17 protein-coding genes are annotated in these 22,462 nt (G+C 59.5%); 9 read left to right on the forward strand and 8 right to left on the reverse strand.

The annotated features are described in order from the left end of the window. The first annotated feature begins 72 nt into the window (after nt 1–72). On the forward strand, nt 73–1,050 hold the full coding sequence (locus GOX88_RS19905; RefSeq protein WP_170327728.1) for an HpcH/HpaI aldolase/citrate lyase family protein: 978 nt from the start codon (nt 73–75) through the stop codon (nt 1,048–1,050). 107 nt (nt 1,051–1,157) lie between these two features. Here GOX88_RS19905 and GOX88_RS19910 read toward each other — a convergent pair whose 3' ends face one another. The 3 genes from GOX88_RS19910 to GOX88_RS19920 form a co-directional block, all read right to left on the reverse strand. Then, nucleotides 1,158–2,834, reverse strand: coding sequence for a BCCT family transporter (locus GOX88_RS19910; RefSeq protein ID WP_170406037.1), 1,677 nt, complete (start codon nt 2,832–2,834; stop codon nt 1,158–1,160). Between the two features lie 82 nt (nt 2,835–2,916). Further along, nucleotides 2,917–3,975 carry a hybrid-cluster NAD(P)-dependent oxidoreductase gene (locus GOX88_RS19915; protein WP_170406040.1) on the reverse strand — a complete coding sequence of 353 codons (1,059 nt, stop codon included), beginning with the start codon at nt 3,973–3,975 and terminating at the stop codon, nt 2,917–2,919. A 78-nt stretch (nt 3,976–4,053) separates the two neighbouring features. Then, complete coding sequence (locus tag GOX88_RS19920) at nt 4,054–4,929, reverse strand: LysR family transcriptional regulator (protein WP_170406043.1); 876 nt, start codon at nt 4,927–4,929, stop codon at nt 4,054–4,056. Between the two features lie 126 nt (nt 4,930–5,055). On the opposite strand from GOX88_RS19920, the gene GOX88_RS19925 reads away from it, so the two are divergent. Then, a complete protein-coding gene (locus GOX88_RS19925) occupies nt 5,056–6,138 on the forward strand; it encodes an amidohydrolase family protein (protein ID WP_170406046.1) in 1,083 nt (360 codons plus the stop codon). 17 nt (nt 6,139–6,155) lie between these two features. After that, a complete protein-coding gene (locus GOX88_RS19930) occupies nt 6,156–6,509 on the forward strand; it encodes a Rieske (2Fe-2S) protein (RefSeq protein WP_170406049.1) in 354 nt (117 codons plus the stop codon). Nucleotides 6,510–6,579: 70 nt separating this feature from the next. Here GOX88_RS19930 and GOX88_RS19935 read toward each other — a convergent pair whose 3' ends face one another. Beyond that, a complete protein-coding gene (locus GOX88_RS19935) occupies nt 6,580–9,684 on the reverse strand; it encodes an efflux RND transporter permease subunit (RefSeq protein ID WP_170406052.1) in 3,105 nt (1,034 codons plus the stop codon). Nucleotides 9,685–9,739: 55 nt separating this feature from the next. Continuing rightward, nucleotides 9,740–10,864 carry an efflux RND transporter periplasmic adaptor subunit gene (locus tag GOX88_RS19940; RefSeq protein WP_170406055.1) on the reverse strand — a complete coding sequence of 375 codons (1,125 nt, stop codon included), beginning with the start codon at nt 10,862–10,864 and terminating at the stop codon, nt 9,740–9,742. Nucleotides 10,865–11,274: 410 nt separating this feature from the next. Here GOX88_RS19940 and GOX88_RS19945 point away from each other — a divergent pair, with 410 nt between their 5' ends. Continuing rightward, the gene (locus GOX88_RS19945) at nt 11,275–12,273 is read left to right on the forward strand and encodes a GlxA family transcriptional regulator (protein ID WP_170406058.1); all 999 of its coding nucleotides are present in this window, start codon (nt 11,275–11,277) and stop codon (nt 12,271–12,273) included. 177 nt (nt 12,274–12,450) lie between these two features. On the opposite strand, the gene GOX88_RS19950 is transcribed toward GOX88_RS19945, so the two are convergent. After that, nucleotides 12,451–13,395, reverse strand: a complete 945-nt coding sequence (locus GOX88_RS19950; protein ID WP_170406061.1) for a PDR/VanB family oxidoreductase — start codon at nt 13,393–13,395, stop codon at nt 12,451–12,453. Between the two features lie 184 nt (nt 13,396–13,579). Here GOX88_RS19950 and GOX88_RS19955 point away from each other — a divergent pair, with 184 nt between their 5' ends. The 5 genes from GOX88_RS19955 to GOX88_RS19975 all read left to right on the forward strand — a co-directional run bounded on the left by GOX88_RS19955 (nt 13,580) and on the right by GOX88_RS19975 (nt 19,486). Further along, nucleotides 13,580–14,485, forward strand: a complete 906-nt coding sequence (locus GOX88_RS19955; RefSeq protein ID WP_170406064.1) for a LysR substrate-binding domain-containing protein — start codon at nt 13,580–13,582, stop codon at nt 14,483–14,485. Nucleotides 14,486–14,587: 102 nt separating this feature from the next. Next, entirely contained in the window at nt 14,588–15,745 is a 1,158-nt protein-coding gene (locus tag GOX88_RS19960) for an aromatic ring-hydroxylating oxygenase subunit alpha (RefSeq protein ID WP_170406067.1), read from the forward strand. Then, nucleotides 15,742–16,656, forward strand: coding sequence for an aldehyde dehydrogenase family protein (locus GOX88_RS19965; RefSeq protein WP_254443372.1), 915 nt, complete (start codon nt 15,742–15,744; stop codon nt 16,654–16,656). Before GOX88_RS19960 ends, GOX88_RS19965 begins: the two co-directional genes overlap by 4 nt. A 10-nt stretch (nt 16,657–16,666) precedes the next feature. After that, nucleotides 16,667–16,906: a hypothetical protein gene (locus tag GOX88_RS19970; protein WP_170406070.1), complete on the forward strand. Its 240-nt coding sequence runs from the start codon at nt 16,667–16,669 to the stop codon at nt 16,904–16,906. A 159-nt stretch (nt 16,907–17,065) separates the two neighbouring features. Next, nucleotides 17,066–19,486: a GcvT family protein gene (locus tag GOX88_RS19975; RefSeq protein ID WP_170406073.1), complete on the forward strand. Its 2,421-nt coding sequence runs from the start codon at nt 17,066–17,068 to the stop codon at nt 19,484–19,486. A 58-nt stretch (nt 19,487–19,544) separates the two neighbouring features. Here the strand turns inward: GOX88_RS19975 and GOX88_RS19980 are convergent, their stop codons facing one another. Together GOX88_RS19980 and GOX88_RS19985 are read right to left on the reverse strand one after the other, a co-directional pair. Further along, a complete protein-coding gene (locus GOX88_RS19980; protein WP_170406076.1) occupies nt 19,545–20,864 on the reverse strand; it encodes an aspartate aminotransferase family protein in 1,320 nt (439 codons plus the stop codon). After that, a complete protein-coding gene (locus tag GOX88_RS19985) occupies nt 20,861–22,381 on the reverse strand; it encodes a trimethylamine methyltransferase family protein (protein WP_170406079.1) in 1,521 nt (506 codons plus the stop codon). The genes GOX88_RS19980 and GOX88_RS19985 overlap by 4 nt, the downstream gene beginning before the upstream one ends. Between the last annotated feature and the right edge of the window lie 81 nt (nt 22,382–22,462).

Here is a 22,462-nt window from a genome sequence, read left to right on the forward strand (position 1 = left end):
CAAAGCCGAGGTCGCAGACCTCTGCGCCAAATTCCCGATCTATCCTAACCTGTAAGTTGAAGGACCCGAACCATGAGCTTTCATTCCATTGAACAAGCCCCTGCCCGCCTGAACCGCAGCGAGTTGGCCGTTCCGGGCAGTCAGCCCGGCATGTTCGAAAAGGCGGCGCAGTCGAATGTGGATGTCATTTTCCTCGATCTGGAAGACGCCGTTGCGCCCGATGAAAAGGAACAGGCGCGCAAGAACATCATCGAGGCGCTGAACGACATCGACTGGGGCAACAAGACCATGTCGGTGCGGATCAACGGCCTAGACACCCACTACATGTACCGCGACGTGGTGGATGTCGTCGAACAGGCCGGTGAGCGGCTGGACCTGATCATGATCCCCAAAGTCGGCACTGCCGCTGACGTTTACGCCGTCGATATGCTGGTCACCCAGATCGAGGACGCCAAGGGTTACAAGAAACGCATCGGGTTCGAGCACATCATCGAAACTGCGCTGGGTATGCAGAATGTCAGCGAGATCGCAGCCGCATCGAAGCGCAATGAGAGCCTGCATTTTGGCGTTGCCGACTATGCAGCCTCGACCCGCGCACGGACCACGATCATTGGCGGCGTGAATCCCGACTACTCGGTGTTGACCGACGCGGATGCCGACGGTGGTCGCATGACCCACTGGGGCGACATGTGGCACTATGCGCTGGCCCGAATGGTGGTTGCGGCCCGCGCCAACGGTCTGCGCCCGATTGACGGCCCTTTCGGCGACTTTCAGGACCCGGACGGTTACCGTGCCGCGGCCAAACGCGCGGCGGTTCTGGGGTGCGAAGGCAAGTGGGCCATCCACCCCAGCCAGATCGCGCTGGCGAACGAGGTCATGTCGCCATCCGACGCCGAGGTCAACAAGGCTCAGCGCATTCTCGTTGCCATGGCCGAGGCCGAAGCCGCGGGCAAAGGCGCGGTGTCGCTGGACGGTCGCCTGATCGATTATGCGTCGATCCGTCAGGCCGAGGTGCTAGTAGAGAAAGCGGGGCAGATCGCTGCGGCCTGATCCGTTCAAGCCCGTAGATCAGAAAATGCGAGGGCTTGCGCCCTCGCATTTTTTGTGCGGGTGACCGCATCGATTTGGTCAGCCCATCAGGGCCGACCGGGTTTTCGTCAATTGGCTTCTTCGGCTTCGGCAAAGGTGCTCTGAACGCCGTGCGACGACCGGATGCTGTCGCGCCAGATCGCCTTGATCAGAGCAATACACATCAGGACCATCACCAGCGAGAACGGCAACGCGCCAATCACCATCGCTGTTTGGATTGCCTTCAGCCCGCCAACCAGCAGCAAGGCCGCCACTACCAGCCCCAGAGCAACGCCCCAGAAGATGATGTGAGGACGTGCCTTCGGCCCTTCGTCCCCTGCCGCGTTGATGGTGTTGACGATCAGCACCGCCGAGTCCGCCGAGGTCACCAGATAGGTCATCAGCAGCACAACGATCACGATCGCCATCATCCAGCCCAGCAGTTCACCCAGCATGAAACCGGTCATCGCAAAGATCTTGTCGCCGTCGGAGGCGCTGAAGATGACATCTTTTGCACCACCATTCAGCTCCAGATCAATCGCGGTTCCGCCTGCAAAAGAGAACCAGACAAAGCACATGATCGCAGGCACGATCACCGCGCCCAGCACGAACTCGCGAATGGTGCGACCGCGCGAAATACGGGCCAGAAACAGGCCGACAAACGGCGCGAACGCAACCCACCATGCCCAGTAGAAGACTGACCAACCGCCCTGCCAGCCTTCCAGACTGTCGGCGACACCTCCGGTTCCGTCACCGCGGAAGACGGTGAACAGCATACCCGGCAGCGCAAGGAGGTATTCCCAGACGCCGACAAACAGGGCGTGCAGGCCAAAGAAGGTCGAGCCGAAGATCAGGAAGAACGACAGCAGGAAGATGGAGAGAACCATGTTCAGGTTCGACAGCCATTTGATGCCTTTGCCCACGCCGGACAGGGCCGACAAGGTGGACGCCCCCATGATGACGACAATGGCAAAGATGATGCCGACCGAGGATGCGGTGCCCTCGTCATTCAACAGCCATCCACCAACTCCGATCCTCGCCATGCCGGCCACGAATTGCTCGACCCCGAAGCCCAGCGTTTGCGCAACACCCAGAATGGTGGCGATCACTGCAACGATGTCTATGGCATGGCCCAGCCAGCCCGACAGGCTGGAACCGAAAAGTGGTGTCAGCGAGGACCGAATGGTCAGCGGCAGGCCACGGCGGTACGCAAAATACCCCAGCCCCAGACCGGCAATCGCATACGACGCCCAAGCCGAGAACCCCCAGTGCAGATAGGACCATTTATAGGCATTCAAGACGTTGTCCGCCCCTGCCCCGGTCGCAAGACCCTGAAGCACATCCGGGTTGTTCTTGAAGTGATAGACCGGTTCGGCCACGGCCCAGGTCAGCATCCCGACGCCGATTCCGGCTCCGAACATCATGGAAAACCACGAGAAGTTGGAAAACTCGGGCACATCATCTTCCAGACCGATCTTCAGCCGACCCGCTGCGGGCCAGATCGCCAGCCCGATGCAGACCAGCACGAACAGGGCCATCACATAGATGTACCAGCTAGCAAAGTTGGACAGGATAAAGCTGTTGAACCCGGACAGGACCGCTCCGGCCTGCTCGGGGAAGGCGACCGCCCATATCACAAGGCCGCCTACCGCGAGCTTTGCCGTTACGGTTACGTCAACGCTGAACCCCGAATAAAACCCGGTATCCGCGGTTTTAATCGGCAGGTCCGTCAACGGCTCCGCGATTTTATTGTCGTCGTGTGACATCCTAAGTCCTCCCTTTGGATGATCTGTTGTTTAGGTGAAACGGTTCCTCCGCCTTCTTTTGTTTTTGATGTGGTTTTGTCGGTCACGCGTCGATCGCGACCGGTCCTTTCGGCCAGCTGCAACAAGCCAGCACGTAGCCCTGTTCGGTATCGCCGGGCTGCAATCCGCCCATGTCCTGCATTTCGACATCGCCCTGGGTCAGGCGCACTTTGCAGTTGCCGCAAACGCCCTGCTGGCAGGCAGAATCGATCCAGACCCCCGCGTTCAGCGCCGCCTCAAGCAGGGTTTGACCTTCGGCCGCGTGACCATGCAAACCGCTGAGCGAGAAATAGACTTCTCCGCCGGTGCCGGTGCTTTCCTCGATGGTGATTTTCTCGCCAAAGCTTTCCTCGTACACCGCAGCAAACGGAATGACCGAGGCCACGTCACGCGCTGCTTTCATGAAACCCTCTGGGCCGCACATGAAAATGCTGCGCTCGGCGTGATCGGGCACAAGGCGCTGCAGCAGGTCTGTCGATATCTGACCAGTTTCACCCTCGAACCCGTCTTCGGCCTCGTCCACAATCATATGGACGTTCACATTGGCAAAACGCCGGTTTAGAAACTCGAGCTGATCGCGGAAAATGATGTCTTTCGGCGAGCGGGCGAAATGCACAAAAACGATGTCCTTGGGCAGTGTCACGTCGGTGACGTATTGCAGCATCGACATGACCGGGGTGACGCCCGAGCCACCGGACAGAAACAGAGGCTTGTCGCTGGGGATATCCACCCAGTTGAAGCCGCCGGTGATGTCCGCGATCTCGATTTCCATCCCGGGTTTCATCTGATCGTTCAAATAGTTGGACACCACCCCGCCGGGCACGCGCTTGACGGTGACCTGAATGTTGTGAGGCCGGGTCGGCGTGGACGAGATTGAATAGGCGCGCACATGCGGCTTGCCCTCGATCTCAAAACAGAAGGTCACGTACTGGCCGGGCTTGAAGTCGAAACTTCGGCTTTGCGTGTCTTCAAAGACGAAGGTCTTGCTGTCATGTGTTTCGTTAATCACCGCCTTGCAGATCAAAGTGGCAGGCCCACCCGCGTAGCAGGGTTGGTTATTGGCGGTACTCAGGGAAAACGGGCTGTCCGTCGCAACGAGCATCTTGCGGAAACCTCCAGAATAGGGTTCGCGCGAGGATAATGGTGCGGCGGAACTGAAAAACGGCGCAGAATTGCGTTATCAATCGGTTAAAACGATTGATCGGTACTGGATCAGCTCCTTGAACAAGGTGACCGCCTGCGCCACCAGCGGATCATGGCGTTTTCGCACATGAACGATGGAATAGATGGGCTGCGGGATCACCGGTGCATCCGTTACCCGTTGCAATTTCGGATATTCGGCACACAGGTCCGGGGCGACAAAGCCGGGAAAATAGGCGGTTCCGCCGCTGGACTTCAGGAAGTCCAGCGCCAGATCGTCGCTTCCGACAACGGTCGAGCTTTGCGGCTGATCCGAAAAAGCTTCGTCATGCTGGCGGTCAAAATAGGATGTGTAGGCCACCTGAATGTAACGCGGCCAAGAGACATCCTCGACCCGGTCACAATCGGTGGACAACATCACATAGCTTTCACTGCCCAATTCGCTGACAAACATGTCCGGTGCCTGCTGCGGGACAAAAACAATGCCGATATCAGTTTCACCAGTCAGGACATCCCGCTGAATCTGTTGCGAGAAGTTGGCCTCGAGATACAGATCCAGATGCGGATTTCGTTCCCTGACCACCTTCGCCCAGTCGATCAACACGGATCGCGCCAGACTGAACTGAACGGAAATCCGCAAGCGCTGTCTTTTGCCACCTCCACCGGTCTCGACATCACGCCGCGCCAGGCTCCAGGCGGCCAGCAGCGACCGGCAATGGGTTTCAAAACGCCGCCCGGCGGCCGTGGGTTCGGCCCCGCCCCGCCCGCGCTCGAACAGGCGCGTGTCCAGTTCCTGCTCCAACTGGCGGATGCGGGCGCTGACCGTGGATTGGGTCACATTGAGACGTTCGGCGGTGCGGTTGAAGTTGCGCGTTTCCAGAACATCCATGTAGGTCACTAACAGCTGGCGGTTCATTTAATCGGAAATCTCGATTGATAGATGAGTTTCAATTGCATTTATTTGTCAAAACTTCGCGGATATCAAGCGTCGTTGAACAAGATAGAAAGCCCGCCCTTTTGGCGCCAGCAACAGGAGAAGTTCATGTTCATCGTCGATTGCGACTGCCACAACTATTGGTGCAGCGCCACGGTTCTGGAACCGTATATGGAAGGTCTGTTCAAGGACATGTTTGTCCGCGGCGAGCGGACCGGCCCGCGCGGTGCCTTCCCTCACGGCCACCGCCCCTGGTTCCACCCCGAAGGTTTCGCCCGCCATGATGTGAACCCCGTTGCGGAAGACGATAACTATTTGATCATGAAGGAAAAGCACCTCGATAAATACAAAATCGACGTTGCAATTTTGACCGGCGACGAACCGATTGAAGCCTCGACCCTGGCCAACCCCTATTACGCCAATGCGCTGTGCAAAGCCTATAACGACTACATGATCGACTACTGGCTGCCCAAGGACGAGCGTTTCTGGGGTTCTATCGTGGTTGCACCGCAGGACCCGCACCTGGCCGCTGCCGAAATCCGCCGGGTTGGCGGCCACCCCCGTGTCGTTCAAGTATTGGTGAGCCACGGCGCCGCGCGCCCCTACGGCGATCCCTTCTATCATCCGATCTATGAAGCCTGTGCCGAAATGGGCTTGCCATTCGCCATGCACCTTGGGGGACAGGGCGGCATCAACTCCACCCCGATCGGAGCCGGGCCTTCGACCTTCTTCTGGGAAACCCATGCGATCCTGCCGCAGACGGCGATGACTCACATGGCAAGCCTGATCGCCCACGGTGTGTTTGAAAAATGGCCCGAGCTGAAGGTTGTGATCATCGAATGCGGCGTTGCCTGGGTGCCGTCGGTTCTGTGGCGTCTGGACGCGAACTACAAGGCGCTGCGCAAGGAAACGCCGTGGCTCAAGCGGCTGCCGTCCGAATACTTCAAGTCGAACATCCGCATGTCGACCCAGCCGTTGGAGCAGCCCGAGAATATCCAGCACCTGTGGGCCACGCTTGAGGCAATGGATGGCGAGAACACCCTGATGTTCGCGTCGGACTATCCACACTGGGATTACGACGACGTCAACAAGCTGCATATTCCGCCCGCATGGCGCGAGAAGATCTTCGGGCTCAACGCGCTGGACGTCTACACCCGCCTGCCGCGCCCGATGGCGCACGCCGCAGAATAAAGAAGGAGCATTCGACCATGGCAAACAAGCATTTCGCCTGCAAAACCGATGAAGTTCCCGCCGACGCGGCCAAGATCGTGACCGTGTCGAACATGCCGATCGGCGTGTTCAAACTGGATGACGGCTATCACGCGCTGCTGAACATCTGCCCCCACAAGGGCGCCGCCCTTTGCGAAGGGCCGGTTTGCGGCACCACCCGCGAAACCGACTCGACCGAGTTTGTCTATGACCGCGCCGGTGAGATCGTCCGCTGCGCCTGGCACGGCTGGGAGTTTGACATCCGCAGCGGCGAGTTTCTGGTGGACTCGTCCATCAAGACACGCCGCTTTGATGTCTCGCAGGAAGGGGACGCGCTTTACGTCCACTTCTGACGACCCCCACGACTGTCTTCCGTCAGTTGTGACCGACTGGCGCTGCCCAATAGCTGGGTAGCGCCTTTTTTCATTCGGCGGCGACGCGTCTGACCACGCGGTAGATCATCACGAAGAAGACCGGCACAAAGACCACTCCCAGCACCGTGGCCGAGATGACGCCGCCCATCACACCCGATCCCATTGCTGTGCGCCCTCCAGCGCCCGCACCGGTGGACAGGACCAGCGGCAAAACACCCAGCGAGAACGCCATCGAGGTCATCAGGATCGGCCTGAACCGCTGATGCGCCGCGTCCTTGACAGCTTGCAGCAAGGGCTCTCCGGCGACGACCTTGTCGCGGGCGAATTCGACGATCAGGATGGCGTTCTTGCCAGTCAGACCAATCACCGTCAGCAACGCGACCTGGAAGTAGACACCGTTCTCAAACCCGCCCAGCCAGGCCCCGACCAGCGATCCGGTGACACCGATCGGCATCGCCAGCATCACTGCGAAAGGAATGGTCCAGCTTTCGTACAAGGCTGCAAGGCACAGGAACACAGCGGCCAGAGACAGGGCATAAAGCATCCCTGCCTGATCCCCGGATTCCCGTTCCTCCAGCGACAGGCCCGTCCAGGCGATCTGATATCCCGGCGGCAATTGCTGTGCCAGTGCCTCGATCTCGGCCATGGCTTCACCTGTGGTGAACCCTGGTGCAGGGCTACCCTGCAGCTGAATGGCCGAGACACCGTTATAGCGATACAGCCCCTGCGGACCGAATTGCCAGTTCGCGGACGAGAAATTCGACAGCGGCACCAGCCCTCCGGAGTCGTTGCGCACCCGCCAGGCCTCGATATCCTCGGGGACCATGCGATAGGGCGCATCCCCCTGAACATAGACGCGTTTGATCCGGCCCCGATCCAGGAAGTCGTTTACATAGCGACCAGCCCAGGCGACCGACAAAAGCTCACCCACTTCCTGCGCGGACAGACCCATCGCACCGGCGGCGCGCCAGTCCAGATTGATGTTGAACTGGGCTGCATCCTCAAGCCCGTTTGGGCGGATCGAGGCTATCTTCTCGCTTTGCGTGGCAAGGCCCATCAGTTGATTTCGGGCCTGCATCAACTCTTCATGGCTTTGGCCGTCACGGGCCTGCAGATAGAAGTCGAAACCGCTGACGTTGCCAAGCTCGATCACCGCGGGCGGAACAACGGGAAACACAAACGCTTCCTGAATCTGTGAAAACGCCCCAAAGGCCCGGCCCGCAATGGCCTGAGCGCTGCGATCCGGGGTTTTACGCTCGTCCCAATCTTTCAGGCTGACAAAGGCCAGACCCATATTCTGGCCCAAACCAGAAAAGCTGAAACCGCGCACGGTAAAGACCGACGCAACATTTTCCGCCTCATTCTCCAAATAGTACTGCTCAATCTGTTCCAACACGCCCTCGGTCGCCCCAGCGGTAGAGCCGGTCGGCCCCTGAACCAGAGTGAACAGGATGCCCTGATCCTCTTCGGGCAAAAAGCCGGTTGGCGTTCGGGCAAACAGGAACACCATCGCGACACCGATGAGCAGATAGATCAGCCCCACACGTAGCGGGCGCCGGATCGAGAACCCGACCAGCGATGAATAGCTTTCGGTCAGCCGGTCGAACCCGCGGTTGAACCATCCGAACAGGCCACGATTGCGCTTACCATGATCTGGCTTGCGCAAAAGCGTCGCGCACAAGGCGGGAGTCAGGGTCAGCGCGACGACAACCGACAGCATCATGGCCGAGACGATGGTGATCGAAAACTGCTGGTAAATGACCCCGGTGGAGCCGCCAAAGAACGCCATCGGGATGAAAACGGCCGACAGCACCAGGGCGATCCCGACCAGCGCACCGGTGATCTGCCCCATGGATTTCCTGGTGGCCTCGTAGGGGGAAAGCCCCTCTTCCTCCATGATCCGTTCGACGTTTTCGACCACGACGATGGCGTCATCCACCAGCAGGCCGATGGCAAGAACCATCGCCAGCATGGTCAGCGTGTTGATCGTAAAACCAAAACCCGAGATGATCGCAAAGGTCCCCAACAGCACGACCGGCACCGCGAGGGTCGGAATGATCGTGGCGCGCAAGCTTTGCAGGAACAGGAACATGACGAGGAAGACCAGAACGATCGCCTCGATCAGCGTGTGGACCACTTCTTCGATCGAAATCTCAACAAAGGGAGTGGTGTCATAGGGTACGACATATTCCACGCCGTCGGGGAAAAAGACTGAGACTTCGTCAAGCTTGTGCTTCACCCGCTCGGCCGTATCCAGGGCGTTGGCGCCCGAGGCCAGCCGGATGGCCATGCCTGCGGTGGGCTTGCCGTTGAACCAGGCGGAGGTCGTATAGCTTTCAGCCCCGATCTCAACCCGCGCTACGTCGCGCAGCAGGACAAGCCCGCCATCGGTTTCTGCGCGCACCACGATCTGTTCAAAGTCTTCGGGCGTGGACAGCAGCGATTGCGCAGTGATCGTCGCATTCAGGGCCTGTCCTTCAACCGCAGGCAAGGCGCCGAAAGAACCCGCCGAGACCTGTGCGTTTTCTTCCGACACCGCCCGTACGATATCCGTCGGCGTCAGCTCAAACGCCGCCAGTTGTTCGGGGTTCAGCCAGATCCGCATGGCATATTGCGCGCCAAAGACCTGCACGTTGCCGACCCCTTCCAGACGGCTGAACTCGTCAACCATGTTCGACACCATGTAGTCCGACAAATCCACCGCATCGAGGCGGTCATCGGTCGACACAAGCGCTGCCACCAAAAGGAAACCGCCCGAGGATTTCTCGACGACAACACCCTGACGCTGAACGATTTCCGGTAGCAGCGGGGTCGCCTGACTCAGCTTGTTCTGAACCTGCACCTGCGCAATGTCCGGGTCGGTCCCGGTTTCAAAGGTCAGCGTCACCGTGGAAGACCCGGTCGATGTCGAGGACGAACTTATGTATCGCAGCCCGTCGAGCCCGGTCATCTGTTCCTCGATCACCTGCGTCACGGTGTTGTTCACGGTCTGGGCTGAAGCACCGGAATAAGACGCGGTGACCTCGACCGTGGGTGGGGCGATTTGCGGATATTGCGCCACCGGCAAGTTGAAGACAGCCAAAGTGCCGATGCCCATCAGCAGAATGGAAATGACCCATGCAAAAACAGGTCGGTCGATAAAGAAACGTGCCATGGGAACTTTCACATTTTGTTGCGGGAGACTGAGCGCGTTAGCCCGTAGGCGCGTTTCAGGACTCCGGTTCCTCGGTTGGCGCAACCGTCGCACCGACCCCTATCTTTTGCAGCCCCGCAACGATCAGGCGGTCACCGGCCTTCAGGCCGTCCGTCACGATCCATTTGTTGCCCTCGGTGCCCCGGACCGTCAGGAGCCGTTCAGCCACCGTATTGTTTTCGTCCACCACCAGCGCGGTCGGCTGGCCGCGCCGGTTGCGCGCGACGCCCTGCTGCGGTGCAAGCACTGCGCCCCGCAGAACCTCGACCGGCAGATGCGCTGTGACATACATCCCCGGCAAGACAATCTGGTTGGGGTTCGGGAACTCGATCCGCAGAACCGAAACACCCGTCTGCGGGTCCACCTGTGGCTCCGCCGCTAGGACCGTTCCGGTCTGATCGAAGGTAGACCCGTCCGCCAGAGACACCGTCACCGTCGGGTCGATCGTTTGCAACGCTGCCGTCTGCGAGGCTACGGCTCGGTTGAACCGCAACACATCCTGCGTTGAAACGGCGACGTCCACATAGACACGGTCGATCTGTCGAATGACGGCCAGCGGCTCGGCCTGTTGCGCGGTGACCAGCGCGCCTTGTGTGGCCAGCGCCCGGCCGACGCGGCCTGAAAGGGGTGCGCGGATCGTTGTATGCTGCAGGTCGATCTTTGCGGTTTGCAACTGTGCCTGCGCCACCAGCAACGCTGCCTTGGCCGCATCGCGCTCTGCCACAGCGCTGTCAACTGCCTGCTGGCTGGCCACGTTGCGTAGCAGCAGCTCTGCCACGCGCTGTTCTTCCTTTTCCGCGGCCGTCAGCCGAGCTTTGGCCTGTGCGACACTTGCTGTGGCCTGCTGCACCTGCGCGTCATAGACGTCATCGTCGATGCGGTACATCGCATCGCCTTCCTGAACGGTGCCGCCTTCCTGAAACAGACGTTCGACAACAATTCCGGAGACCTGCGGCCTGACCTCGGCCACACCCAGCGCCGCGACGCGGCCCGGCAGTTCGGAAAACAGGGTTACGTCCTGCGCTTCCAGCGTCACAACGGTCACCGGCACAGGATTGCTGGACTGAGCCGCGGCCAAGGACGTCAAACCGGAAAGCAATACAGTCAAGGACGTAAGCAGAAAGGCTCGGGTTCTGAGCATTTTTCGCGTCTCCGTTCGGTGTATTTATCTTAAGAAATGGTTTTGATTTGAACGGCTTTTGGTGCCGCGCAGGGTGTTAGAAACTTGTTCCGGCAAGTCGGCGCAGAATGAAAGTCCATCAGACGCAATTCTGCCGCGCTCTCCCATCCCATAAGTTCCTGATTAAGAAATGCAATAGACTTTTTACCCTGGCGCGTCCACTTCCCGTCTTCACATGTCCTTGTGCGTTTTCGAACACTTGAACATCGCCGCTCTGGCAGGCGGAACTATTGACCAATGCATCCAGCGTCAGCTTTCCGGCCCGCGACAAACCCGGTGGTGGAGCGATTCAGCCGCAGAACTCTGGCTGGACTAAGTTGAGGGGATCAATCATTACTTAGGAAAAACAAAAAGACACGCGCCGGACCGGAATGAAATCGCCCGTTTCACATGATCACCCTGCAACAGATACCGGCGCAAAACCGCATCTGTTTCACTTTGTCCTGCTGCCGCATTTTTCGCATTTGTCACTGATTTCGGCCATCGAGACATTACAGAACGCGAACCTCGTTGCGGACAGAAAGCTCTATGACTGGATGCTGTGCGGGACCAAGGAACAGGCCGTTCGATCCAGTACCGGATGTGATGTTGAGGTTGATATCGCACTGAAGGATGTCGCCGCGGCCCGGGATATCGTTGTGGTTTCGGGCGAGCATGTCTTTGAGCTGGACACATTCGACCTAGAAGTCAGCCTTGGACGTCTTGCGCGCGGTAACGTGCGTGTCACCGGGCTGGGCACAGGGGCCATTCTCATGGCTCAGGCGGGCCTGATGGAAGACGCAACTGCCGCGATTCACTCTTGGTACCGGGTCGGTTTCAAGGAAACCTATCCGGGCGTGGAACTCAGCCGACAAACCCATGTCTCAGAGTCCCTGCGCTGTTCCAGTTCGGGCGGTGTATCCGCCATCGATCTGTTTCTGGATTTCATCGAACAGGCCCACGGCGCGGATTTCGCCAGCAGCGTTGCTGAATGCATGTGTTACACGCCGCTCAGGCAGATTCAGAAGTCCGTCGATACAAGCATCCCCAATAGTCTGACCGTTCCGAACCGCACCGTATCGCGCGTGATCGCAGCGATGGAAAAGCAGATCGAAGAGCCGGTGTCGCCTGCCGTTCTGGCGGATCAGGCCGGTATCTCGCGGCGGCAGATCGAGCGGCTCTTCAAAAAATACCTGGGCACCACTCCGAAGCAGCATTACCGAAAAATCCGCCTGAGAGAGGCCTATCGGCTGCTCATTCAATCCTCGCAGCCGATCATCGATGTCGCCCTGGCCACCGGGTTCGAAACGCCCAGCCATTTTTCAAGGTGTTTCAAGGCCGAGTTCGGCGAAACCCCGTACCAACTCAGAAACAGAAAGCGCACGGATTGAGGGTCCCGCCGATGTCCGGTCAGAACTCTGATCGCAAACGCGCGGCAAAGGCTTGAATCTGATTGCGCAGCACGCTCAGCTCGTCATCGTCCCGCTGGTCTGCGTGTCCACCACTCCGCAGGCCAGTGGGTCTTATCCAGATTAACCAAGCAATGTGCGTTCGATGCAGGTTCGCTGCTAAAGCGCCAGCACCAGACGGTCGGATTTTGCGCGCGACACACAAGTGCAGAGATAGCTGTTGGTGGCCTGCTCCTCGGGCGTCAGAATGCCATCGCGATGATCCACTTCGCCTTCGACGACATCGACCATGCAAGAGCCGCAAAGCCCTTCGGAACAGCCGAAATCCACATGGACGCCGTTGGTCTTGAGCACCTCGAGGATCGTTTCGTCCTTACACACGGAGTAGACGGCGCCGGTGGACTGAACCTCGACCTCAAAGCTGTCATTGGGTGCGTGCTCGATGTCTGACGCGGCGGCGAACCGTTCGAAATGGATCGCACCACCGCGCAGAGCAGCGCCGGATTCCAGTACGGCGTTCAGCATCGGCTCGGGGCCGCAGGTATAGACATCGGCCCCCATCGGCATGGACTGCATCACCGCCGCCAGATCGAACGCTCCATCGGTATCGTCACAATGCAGGTGATACCACTTATCCAGACCCAGCGCGCGGAACTGTTTGTCCATCGCGGCATAGTCTTTCGAACGCACGAGGTAATAGACTCGGAAATCCTGCCCCCGGTTCAGCAACTCGCGGGCCATTGCCACCAGCGGAGTGGCCCCGATACCGCCGGCGATCAGGGTGACGTGGCGATCATGGCTTTCCAACGGAAAGTGATTGCGTGGCCCGCCGATGGCAAGCTCGGCGCCCTCTTCCAGATCATGCATGGCCCGGGATCCGCCGCGCCCGTCATCCTCACGTTTAACGGCCACGTTGATCATGCTGCCGTCCTGGCTCCAACTCCAAAGCGAGTATTGGCGTACCAATTCGTCGGTCAGGTGAACATCCACGTGGGCGCCGGGTTCGAGGCCTGTGAACCGGCCACCGAGGACTTCGAAACAGAAATCCGACGTATCCGGGCTCAATTCGGTTTTTCGGACAAGGCGCGCGACTTGTGTGTTCATCTGGCTTTCCATCATGTGTTGTCGATATGCGCCACAGGTTGCCGGACGCTTGTTCGGGCCTGACAATCTTGGGCGCAAAACGGGCCGTGCCAAAGCTGCAGAAAAAAACATAGTTTTCAATTGCAAAATTTCTCATATTCGGTTGAAGCACACTCACGTAAATTCCCAGGGCCACGCAGCACGCATGTCACGACGCCACTACAACCTACCTCCACTTGCCACGCTGTCCGCTTTTGAGGCGGCGGCGCGCCATCTGAGTTTCAAGGAAGCCGCAAGCGAGCTATCCGTCACCCCGGGCGCCGTGAGCCATCAGATCAAGGCACTAGAGACCGACCTGAGCGTGCCGCTTTTCGTTCGCAAGCACAGGGGCGTCGAACTTACCGAAGATGGCGAGGCGCTCTACGAGGTTCTGGGCACATCTTTCCTCAAAATGTCAAAAGTGCTGGAACAAGTCCGCAGCGGTGATTCCGAGAACCATGTCACTGTCGGATCGACTACTGCCGTTGCGGCCTTGTGGTTGTCCCCGTCGGTCATCCGGTTCTGGCAGGAATATCCGCATGTGAAAGTGAACCAGTTGGCGCAGGATACGTCTTTTGCAGACCGCCCCGATCTGGATTTCATCATCCGCTACGGGCAGGAGCCGAACTCCTCGTTGCCGCATACAAAACTCTATCGCGATATCCTGACACCTGTGTGCAGCCCCGAATTGGCCGCAGAGTTGAAGGGGGCCAGCCTCGGCGACCTGACACAGCATCGCCTGATCCACCTGGAAACCAGAGACAATACCTGGACCACCTGGCCGGAATGGTTTCACGAGCTGGGGTTCACCGGCAACATACCGGCCCAATCACGGGTGAACAGTTACGCACTGGCCCTGCAGGTGGCCCGCAAGGGGGCCGGCTTGGCGCTGGGGTGGAAGCGTCTGATTCAACCGATGCTCAGCTCGGGCAAGCTGGTGGCGCTGGAGGATTTTAGCATTCCCGCCCCAAATAATTTCTTTCTGGTCGGGCGCGAAGATGAACACCTGCCCGAAGGGGCGCTGGCCCTCAAAAATTGGTTGCTGAACGAAGTGCAAGATGGATCGGTTTAGCCAGTCTCACGCAACGGTTAGGATTTTTGGTATTGAAGACGGACCTTTTGCGCTGCCAATGGGAAGGAAATCCAAAGCTACAGACAAACTCAGGAGTGACCGATGAACAAGCACGCATCGCTTTCGTCCGTTCTGACCCCGGTAAACACAGCCAAGGGGCTGCCGAACGAGCATTACATCGACCCCGCCGTTTTCGCCGAGGAACGGGGCTCTGTCCTGTTTGCGAACTGGTCCGGTATCGGCTTTGGCAAGGACATCCCCGATGCAGGTGATGCGAAACCGGTCGATTTCCTGGGAATGCCGATCCTGATGGTCCGCGACCGCAATGGCGAGATCGGCGTGTTCCAGAACACCTGCCGTCACCGCGGCATGATCCTGGTCGACAAACCGCAAAAAATCCGTGGCGCAATCCGTTGCCCTTATCACAGCTGGTGTTATGGCCTGAATGGCGAACTGCGCACTGCCCCTCATGTCGGCGGCCCCGGTCAGAACACCCACGAGGATCTGGATTTCGCCGAGTTGGGTCTGCTCCGCATCCGGTCCTATGTCTGGCGCGACATTGTCTTCGTGAACGTAGATGGCAACGCACCGGAGTTCCAAGAGGTCCACAGCGAGCTGATGGAGCGCTGGAAAGAGTTCGAACAGCCGATGCATCACGGCGGTGCCGGCGCTTCCGTGCGCCTTGAGTTGGAATCCAATTGGAAACTGGCCGTCGAAAACTTCTGCGAGAGCTACCACCTGCCATGGGTTCACCCCGGACTGAACAGCTATTCGCGCCTGGAAGATCACTACAACATTAACGAGCTTGGCAAATACTCGGGTCAGGGCACACTGGTCTATCGCCAGCTCGAAGGTCAGGACGGTGAAAAGCTGGACGACTTTGAAGGCCTAGGCGACAAGTGGAATGAAGGCGCGGAATATATCGTCGTCTACCCGAACGTGATGTTGGGTGTTCAGCGCGACCACGGCTTTGCCTTTATCCTCGAGCCCGTTACCCACGAAAAAACGATCGAGCATATCGAGCTGTACTACGCCAAAAAACCCGAAGACGCGCCCGAGCATGAACCCCTGCGAGCCAAGAATGCGCAGCTGTGGAAAACCGTGTTCGAAGAGGACGTGTTTGTTGTCGAAGGCATGCAGAAAGGCCGCCACGGCGTTCTGTTCGACGGAGGCCGTTTCTCGCCTGCGATGGACGGGCCGACGCACTGCTTCCATCATTGGGTTGCAACTCAGATCGAAAAAGGCCGCGCTGAGGCATGAGCGACTTTCTGACGGGCGGTCTGGCCAGAAACTTTCTGGCCGGATCGTGGGTGGGCGGCGACAAGGGCGCGTCCATTGCCGTCGAAGATCCCGGCAATCAGGACCATGTGGCAGACTGCGCACGCGCGGGTGAGCAATCGGTTGGCAAGGCGCTTGACGCGGCGCGGGCCTCGTTCGAACGGGGCGATCTGCCCGATATGAACCCGGCGGAACACGGTCGGTTGATGATCCGCATCGGGCAGGGAATCCGCAACATTTCGGATGAGGGTGCCGAGGTACCCGCGGTTGCAGTGTCGATCCTGAATGGCATCGGCTCGGATCTGGGTGCAAAACTGGTGGCAAGCTGGCAGGTCGATCAGATCGTTTTCACCGGTTCGGTCCCCACAGGCCAGCGCATCCTGCGGTCGACAGCGGACAACGTAATCCCTTCGCTGATGGAATTGGGTGGCAAATCCGCCGCCGTGGCCTTTGACGATGCTGATCTGGATACGCTGATGTCCAGCCTGCAAAGCGGCATTTTCTACTATGCCGGTCAGGTCTGCTCGGCCATGGCGCGAGTTTTGGTGCATCGCTCGGTCTATGATCAGGCCGTGGAGCTCGCCGCAAGCCGCGTGGCGCAGGAAGAAGTCTTTGGCCCTGTTACCTGCTTTACACCGTTCGATACCGAGGCCGAAGCGGTCGCTATGGCCAATGGCACCGAATTCGGACTGGTTGCTGGCGTCTTTACCCGCGATCTGGCGCGGGCGCATCGGGTGGCACGCAAGCTGCGGGCCGGTCAGGTCTTTGTCAACGAATGGTTCGCCGGAGGCATCTCGACCCCGTTCGGCGTCGGCAAATCCGGCTTCGGGCGTGAAAAGGGCTTGAGGCGCTCTATAACTACGTCCGCACCAAGAACAATGCGATCTCGCTGAAAGGCTGACCGTGGATCTGGATGACCTGGATAAACAACTGCTGCAGGCACATGCGGACTACGATGTGCCTGCCTTGATCCGCCTGTACCACGAGGCGGCAAATCAGGCAGAGCAGCGTCAGGATCACGACGCCGCCTGCTTTTACCTGACCCACGCCTTTGTGTTCGCGCTGGAATACGGCGCACCCGAAGCGGATGAACTGAACCAAAAGCTCTTTGAACGCGGCCGCGCGCATCGTCTGGAGTTTTGAAACAGCGGTGGCGCAGTGCTCTCAGGCGATGTCCCCTTTTTTCTTGCCGTTAGTCCTTAGGATTAACCCACCTCACCTCACCTTGAATTTTGTGAACATTGTCGGTGGGGTCCGGTTTGTGGAAGAACCCCAGCGAAACAAAACGCGCGAGATATCAAAATGCGAACAGAAGCTCAGGCCGTGGTCATCGGCGGCGGTGTAATCGGGTGCTCGATCCTGTATCACTTGACCAAATTGGGGTGGTCGGACGTTGTGCTGCTGGAACGGGATGAGTTGACCTCCGGCTCAACCTGGCACGCGGCGGCGAACATCCACGGGCTGCATGACAGCACCAATATCAGCCGTATCCAGCACTATACGATGAACTTGTATAACGCCCTGGAAGAGGAAACAGGCCAAAGCTGCGGTGTGTTCCAGCCCGGCTCGCTGTATCTGGCCCAGACCGAAGAGCGTGAGCACCAGCTGAGGCTGCAAGCGGCCAAGGCCAAGCTTTATGGCATGAACTTCTATGAGATCAGCATCGAAGAGGCGCAGCGCCTGAATCCGCTGGTCAATTACGAGGGTATCCGCTGCGTGATGTTCGAACCCGATGGCGGCAATGTCGACCCCTCGGGTGTGACCAACGCCTATGCGGTCGGAGCGCGCCAGCGCGGTGCCGAGATTCACCGCTTTACCCCGGTCACCGCGACCGAACAGCAAGACGACGGCACATGGATCGTCAAAACCCCGAAGGGCGATATCAAGACACCGTGGGTGGTGAATGCGGCCGGGCTTTGGGGTCGCGAAGTCGCGAAACTGGCCGGAATCGAACTGCCGCTGCAGCCGACCGAGCACCAGTATTTCGTGACCGAAACGGTGTCGGACGTTCAGGCCCACGGCACCCGCCTGCCCTCGGTCTCGGATCGTGATGGCGAATACTATTTGCGTCAGGAAGGCAACGGACTGCTGGTCGGTGCCTACGAGAAAGACATGAAATTCTGGGCCGAAGACGGCACCCCACTGGACTTCGCCCACGACCTGTTCCCCGACGATCTGGAGCGTATCGAAGAGAACATGATGAATGCAATCGAACGCCTGCCCGCCGTGGGTGAGGCCGGGATCAAACGGGTCATCAACGGCCCGATGATCTGGTCGCCGGATTCAAACGTTCTGATGGGACCGGCGCCCGAGGTGGATGGCTATTTCTGCTGCAACGGCGTCATCCCCGGTTTTTCACAATCGGGCGGCATGGGTCTGATGGCAGCACAGTGGATCATCGAGGGCGAAACCGAATATGACATGTTCGCCTGGGACATGGCCCGGTTCGATACCTGGGCCACCAAGGAATTTACCAAGGCAAAAGTGCAAGACCAGTACGCGCACCGCTTTGCCATCCACTTCCCGAACGAAGAACGCAGCGCAGGCCGTCCGGCGCGCGTGCGCCCGGTCTATGAGACCCAGAAAGCCATGGGTGCCGTCTTTGGCCTGAACGTCGGTTGGGAGCATCCGCTGTGGTTCGCGGACGCGCCGGGCGCCGTGGATACCAACGGCTTCACCCGTCAGAACTGGTGGGGTCCGGTCGGCGAAGAATGCAAGATGCTGCGTGACCGCGCAGGCATCATCGACATCTCGAACTTTGCCAAATACATCTGCAAAGGCCCGGGTGCTGCGGACTGGCTGAACGCTGTCTTCGCCAACAACATGCCCAAGGCGGTGGGCCGGTCATGCCTGACCCCGCTGATTTCGAAACGGGGCGGTATCGCAGGTGACTTTACCGTCACCCGCGTGGCCGGGGATGAATTCTGGATCATCGGATCGGGCATGGCGGAACGCTATCACAAGCGGTTCTTCAAGCAGGTCCCCCTGCCCGCAGGCACTACGTTCGAAAGCAAGACCGAAGCGATGTGCGGTTTCAACGTGGCCGGTCCGAAATCGCGCGAGATCCTGCAGCGCCTGACCAACGAGTCACTGGCGACCGAGGACTTCCCCTTCATGCGTTCAGCCAATATCGAGCTGGCAGGCATCGAGGTTCTGGCCCTGCGCGTGTCCTTTACCGGCGACCTGGGATGGGAACTGCACTGCGCCACCGAAGACCAGGCCCGTCTGTATGACGCGCTGATCGAGGCAGGCAAGGAGTTCGACGCAGGCCCCGTTGGCAGCCGCGCGCTGATGTCGATGCGGGTCGAAAAGGGCTATGGTTCGTGGAGCCGCGAATACAGCCCTGAATACTGGCCGCATGAGGTGGGGTTGGAGCGACTGTGCAAGTTCGAAAAGGACTTCCTGAACAAGGAAGCCGCGCAAAAGGTTCTGGAGAACCCGGTGCGCGAACAGCTGGTTTTGCTGCATCTGGATGAGGCCGATGTGACCGCCTCTAACGCGGACGCGACCGGTGGTGAGCCGATCTTCAAGGATGGCGAAGGCATTGGGCGCGTAACCTCGGGCACTTATGGTTACACCGTCGGAAGGTCGCTGGCCTTGGGGTATGTCAAGAACGCCCAGCCGGGGGATGAGGTCGAGGTCATGGTCCTGGGGCGCCCGCACAAGGCGGTAATCCTGCACGAACCGCCCTTTGACGCGGCGGGTAAAGTGCTGCGGGGATAAGCCAACCCAATTTGAGCACAGAGCCAGCCGCATCGGCTGGCTCTTTTGCTTTCAGGCGCTATCCCGTGGCGCGACTGAATGCCTGATCCAGACCATCCGTGACGTGATCGACATCCTCCATCGACAGGCACATCGGTGGTACCATGCGCAGGCAGGATTGATACGCGCCCGACTTCGACAGGATGATTCCGCTTTCGCGCGTGGCCTCGAAAACGGCGGCGGTGGTCTGTGGGTCCGGCTCTTTGGTCTTGCGGTCTTTGACCATCTCGACAGCCAGCATCAGACCGCGCCCCCGTACATCACCAATGACCGGGTACTTGTCTTTCAGTACGTGCAGGCGCTCCAGCAAGGCGGCCCCGACGTCGCGGGCGTTTTCGCGCACCTTGTCTTCTTTGATCACCTGCAGAACGGCCCGCCCCGCCGCGCAAGAGGTCGGGTTCGCGCCGTAGGTGTGGAACATGAATTTATCGGCCATGGGTGCCGCGATTTCCTTGCGCGCGACAACCGCGCCCAGCGGAAAACCGTTGCCGATGCCCTTGGCCATGACCACGATGTCGGGAATGACGCCGTCGGCCTCGAACCCCCACATATGGTCTCCGGTACGCCCGAAGCCGGATTGTACCTCATCAGCAATATACAGGCCTCCGGCCGCCCGCACCCGTTCGGCGGCACCGGTCATGTACCCCTTGGGCATTTCGACGATGCCGCCATAGCCCTGCACGCTTTCCACGAACATCCCGGCGACGCGGCCGGTTGTGGCGGCGTGTATGGTACGCTCGATCTCGTCCAGATAGGGCTGAGCACCCGCGTTTTCGCCAAAGATACCGCGATACTGATGCGGGTCGGGCACAAAGGCGACGTTGCCTGGCATCCCTGGATGGCGCCAGCCCGAAATTCCGGTGATCGACTGCGCTGCGGCCGTCGGACCGTGATAGGCCGACCGCAGCGCCAGCAGATCAAGGTTACCGGTAAAGCTGCGCGCCATGGTCATGGCGAGGTCCACCGCCTCTGAGCCCGAGTTGGTGAAATGCACCACCCATTCGATATCACCATTAGGGTTGGGCATGGTGGCGGCCAGCTCCTCGGCAAAATGGGCGGGCACCGGGTGGTAGAACATGGTGGTGCAATGGGTCAGTTCTTGTGCCTGCTCCATCGCTGCGGCAACCACTTTGGGATGGCTGTGCCCAACCGAGATGCAGACATTCATGCCCAATAGGTCAGTGTATTTGCGCCCCTCGACATCCCAGAGGTACTGCATGGAGCCTTTCTTGAAGACCATCGGCTCTTTGAAGGGAACGAATTTGCGTTGGCTTGCGGCATAGAAGGCGTCACGCCGTCGGGCGGTGTCGTTCAGGGTCCAGTCGGTTTGCAGGTTCATGGCTGTTCTCCTTCGATTTCCCGGCTGCGGCGGGCGACGAATTCATCAAGGGCTTCACGGGTTCCGGCCTCCATGGTCGGGGCTTCGTAGTCTTCGATCAGCTGTTTCACCCGGGCGGTGGCACGGTCATGCTGCCAATGGGCACCCTCGGCGGCCCACTGCTCGTAGGTGCCATTGTCGGACATATCGCCCATCCAGAAGGCGGTTTCGAAATTGTCCTGCGTGTGTTGTGCACCAAGGAAATGGCCGCCCGGCTCCACCTCGGAAAACGCCTCCATCGCCTGCGCGCTTTCCGAGAAATCGACGCCCTGAACAAACCGCTGCATTGCCGCGCAGCGATCGGCATCCATGACGATCTTTTCATAGCCGGTGGTCAGCAGTCCTTCGAGGCACCCTGTCGCGTGGATGATGAAATTCACCCCGGCCAGCGCGGCGCCCATCAACTGCGCCTGACTTTCATATCCCGCCTGCGCGTCCGGCACTTTAGAGGCGGTCAGCCCCCCGACCGAATGGAACGGCAGACCCAGCCGGTCCGCCAGCGTCTTGGCGCACATCTGGAACTGGGTGCCTTCGGGTGTGCCGAATGTCGGCGCCCCGGTCTTGAGCGATATGGGAGAAAAGAACGTGCCAAATGCAGCCGGAGCACCAGGGCGGATGAGTTGGATCAATGCGACGGACGCCATCACCTCGGCCAGAACCTGCGCCAACGTCGCAGCCACCGAAACCGGTGACATCGCCCCTCCCAGCACGAAAGGAGAGACCACCGTGCATTGCCCGGCCTGCGCATATTCCTTCAGCGCCCAGAGCATGGTTTCATCCATCACCAAAGGCGCGTTGGTATTGACCACGGAATACAGCACGCAATTGTCGTCAACGAAATCCGCGCCCATGGCGATCTTGCACATCTCGATCGTATCGCGAGCACGCTCGGGCGCGGTCACGGCCCCCATGAAGGGTTTGTCGTTCATGGTCAGGTGGGTGTGTGCCATGTGCAGATGGCGCAGTGGCACGGGAATATCGACCGGCTCCACTACCACTCCGCCGGAATGGTTCACGGCGCCCAACTGGTGGTGCAGCTTGGTGATGTTCTTAAAGTCGGCCAACGTGGCGTAGCGCCGCCCGTTTTCCATGTCGTGCACGAAGGGCGGGCCGAAACTGGGGGCATAGACCTGCGCCTGCCCGCCGATTTGGATGGACCGCGCAGGATTGCGGGCGTGTTGGGTGAAGACAGCCGGCGCGGTTCTGATCTTGTCGCGGCACCAGCCGGGGTCGAAGCGCACCCGCTCGCCCTCGACCCGCGCGCCATGCGCCTTGAACAGGTTCAGCGTATCCGGGTCGCCGCGAAACTCCATGCCGATCTCATCCAAAATCCGATCGGCATTGCGTTCGATGATGGCGATGGCCTCGTCGTCGATCAGGCTGACCAGCCCAATCCGGCGCGTCACGTAAGGGGCGGATACCGCCCCCTTGGAGGCCCTCGCCTGCATGCGCGATTTGCGGCCTGAACGACGTGACATGTGGCGCCTCCCGAATTCCTGCTGGACTCGGCACGGGGGTCCGTGCTGGTCCTTTGACTATGCATCGGAATCGGGTTGCGA

Source organism: Ruegeria arenilitoris (assembly GCF_013030985.1).
GTDB lineage: Bacteria > Pseudomonadota > Alphaproteobacteria > Rhodobacterales > Rhodobacteraceae > Ruegeria > Ruegeria arenilitoris_B.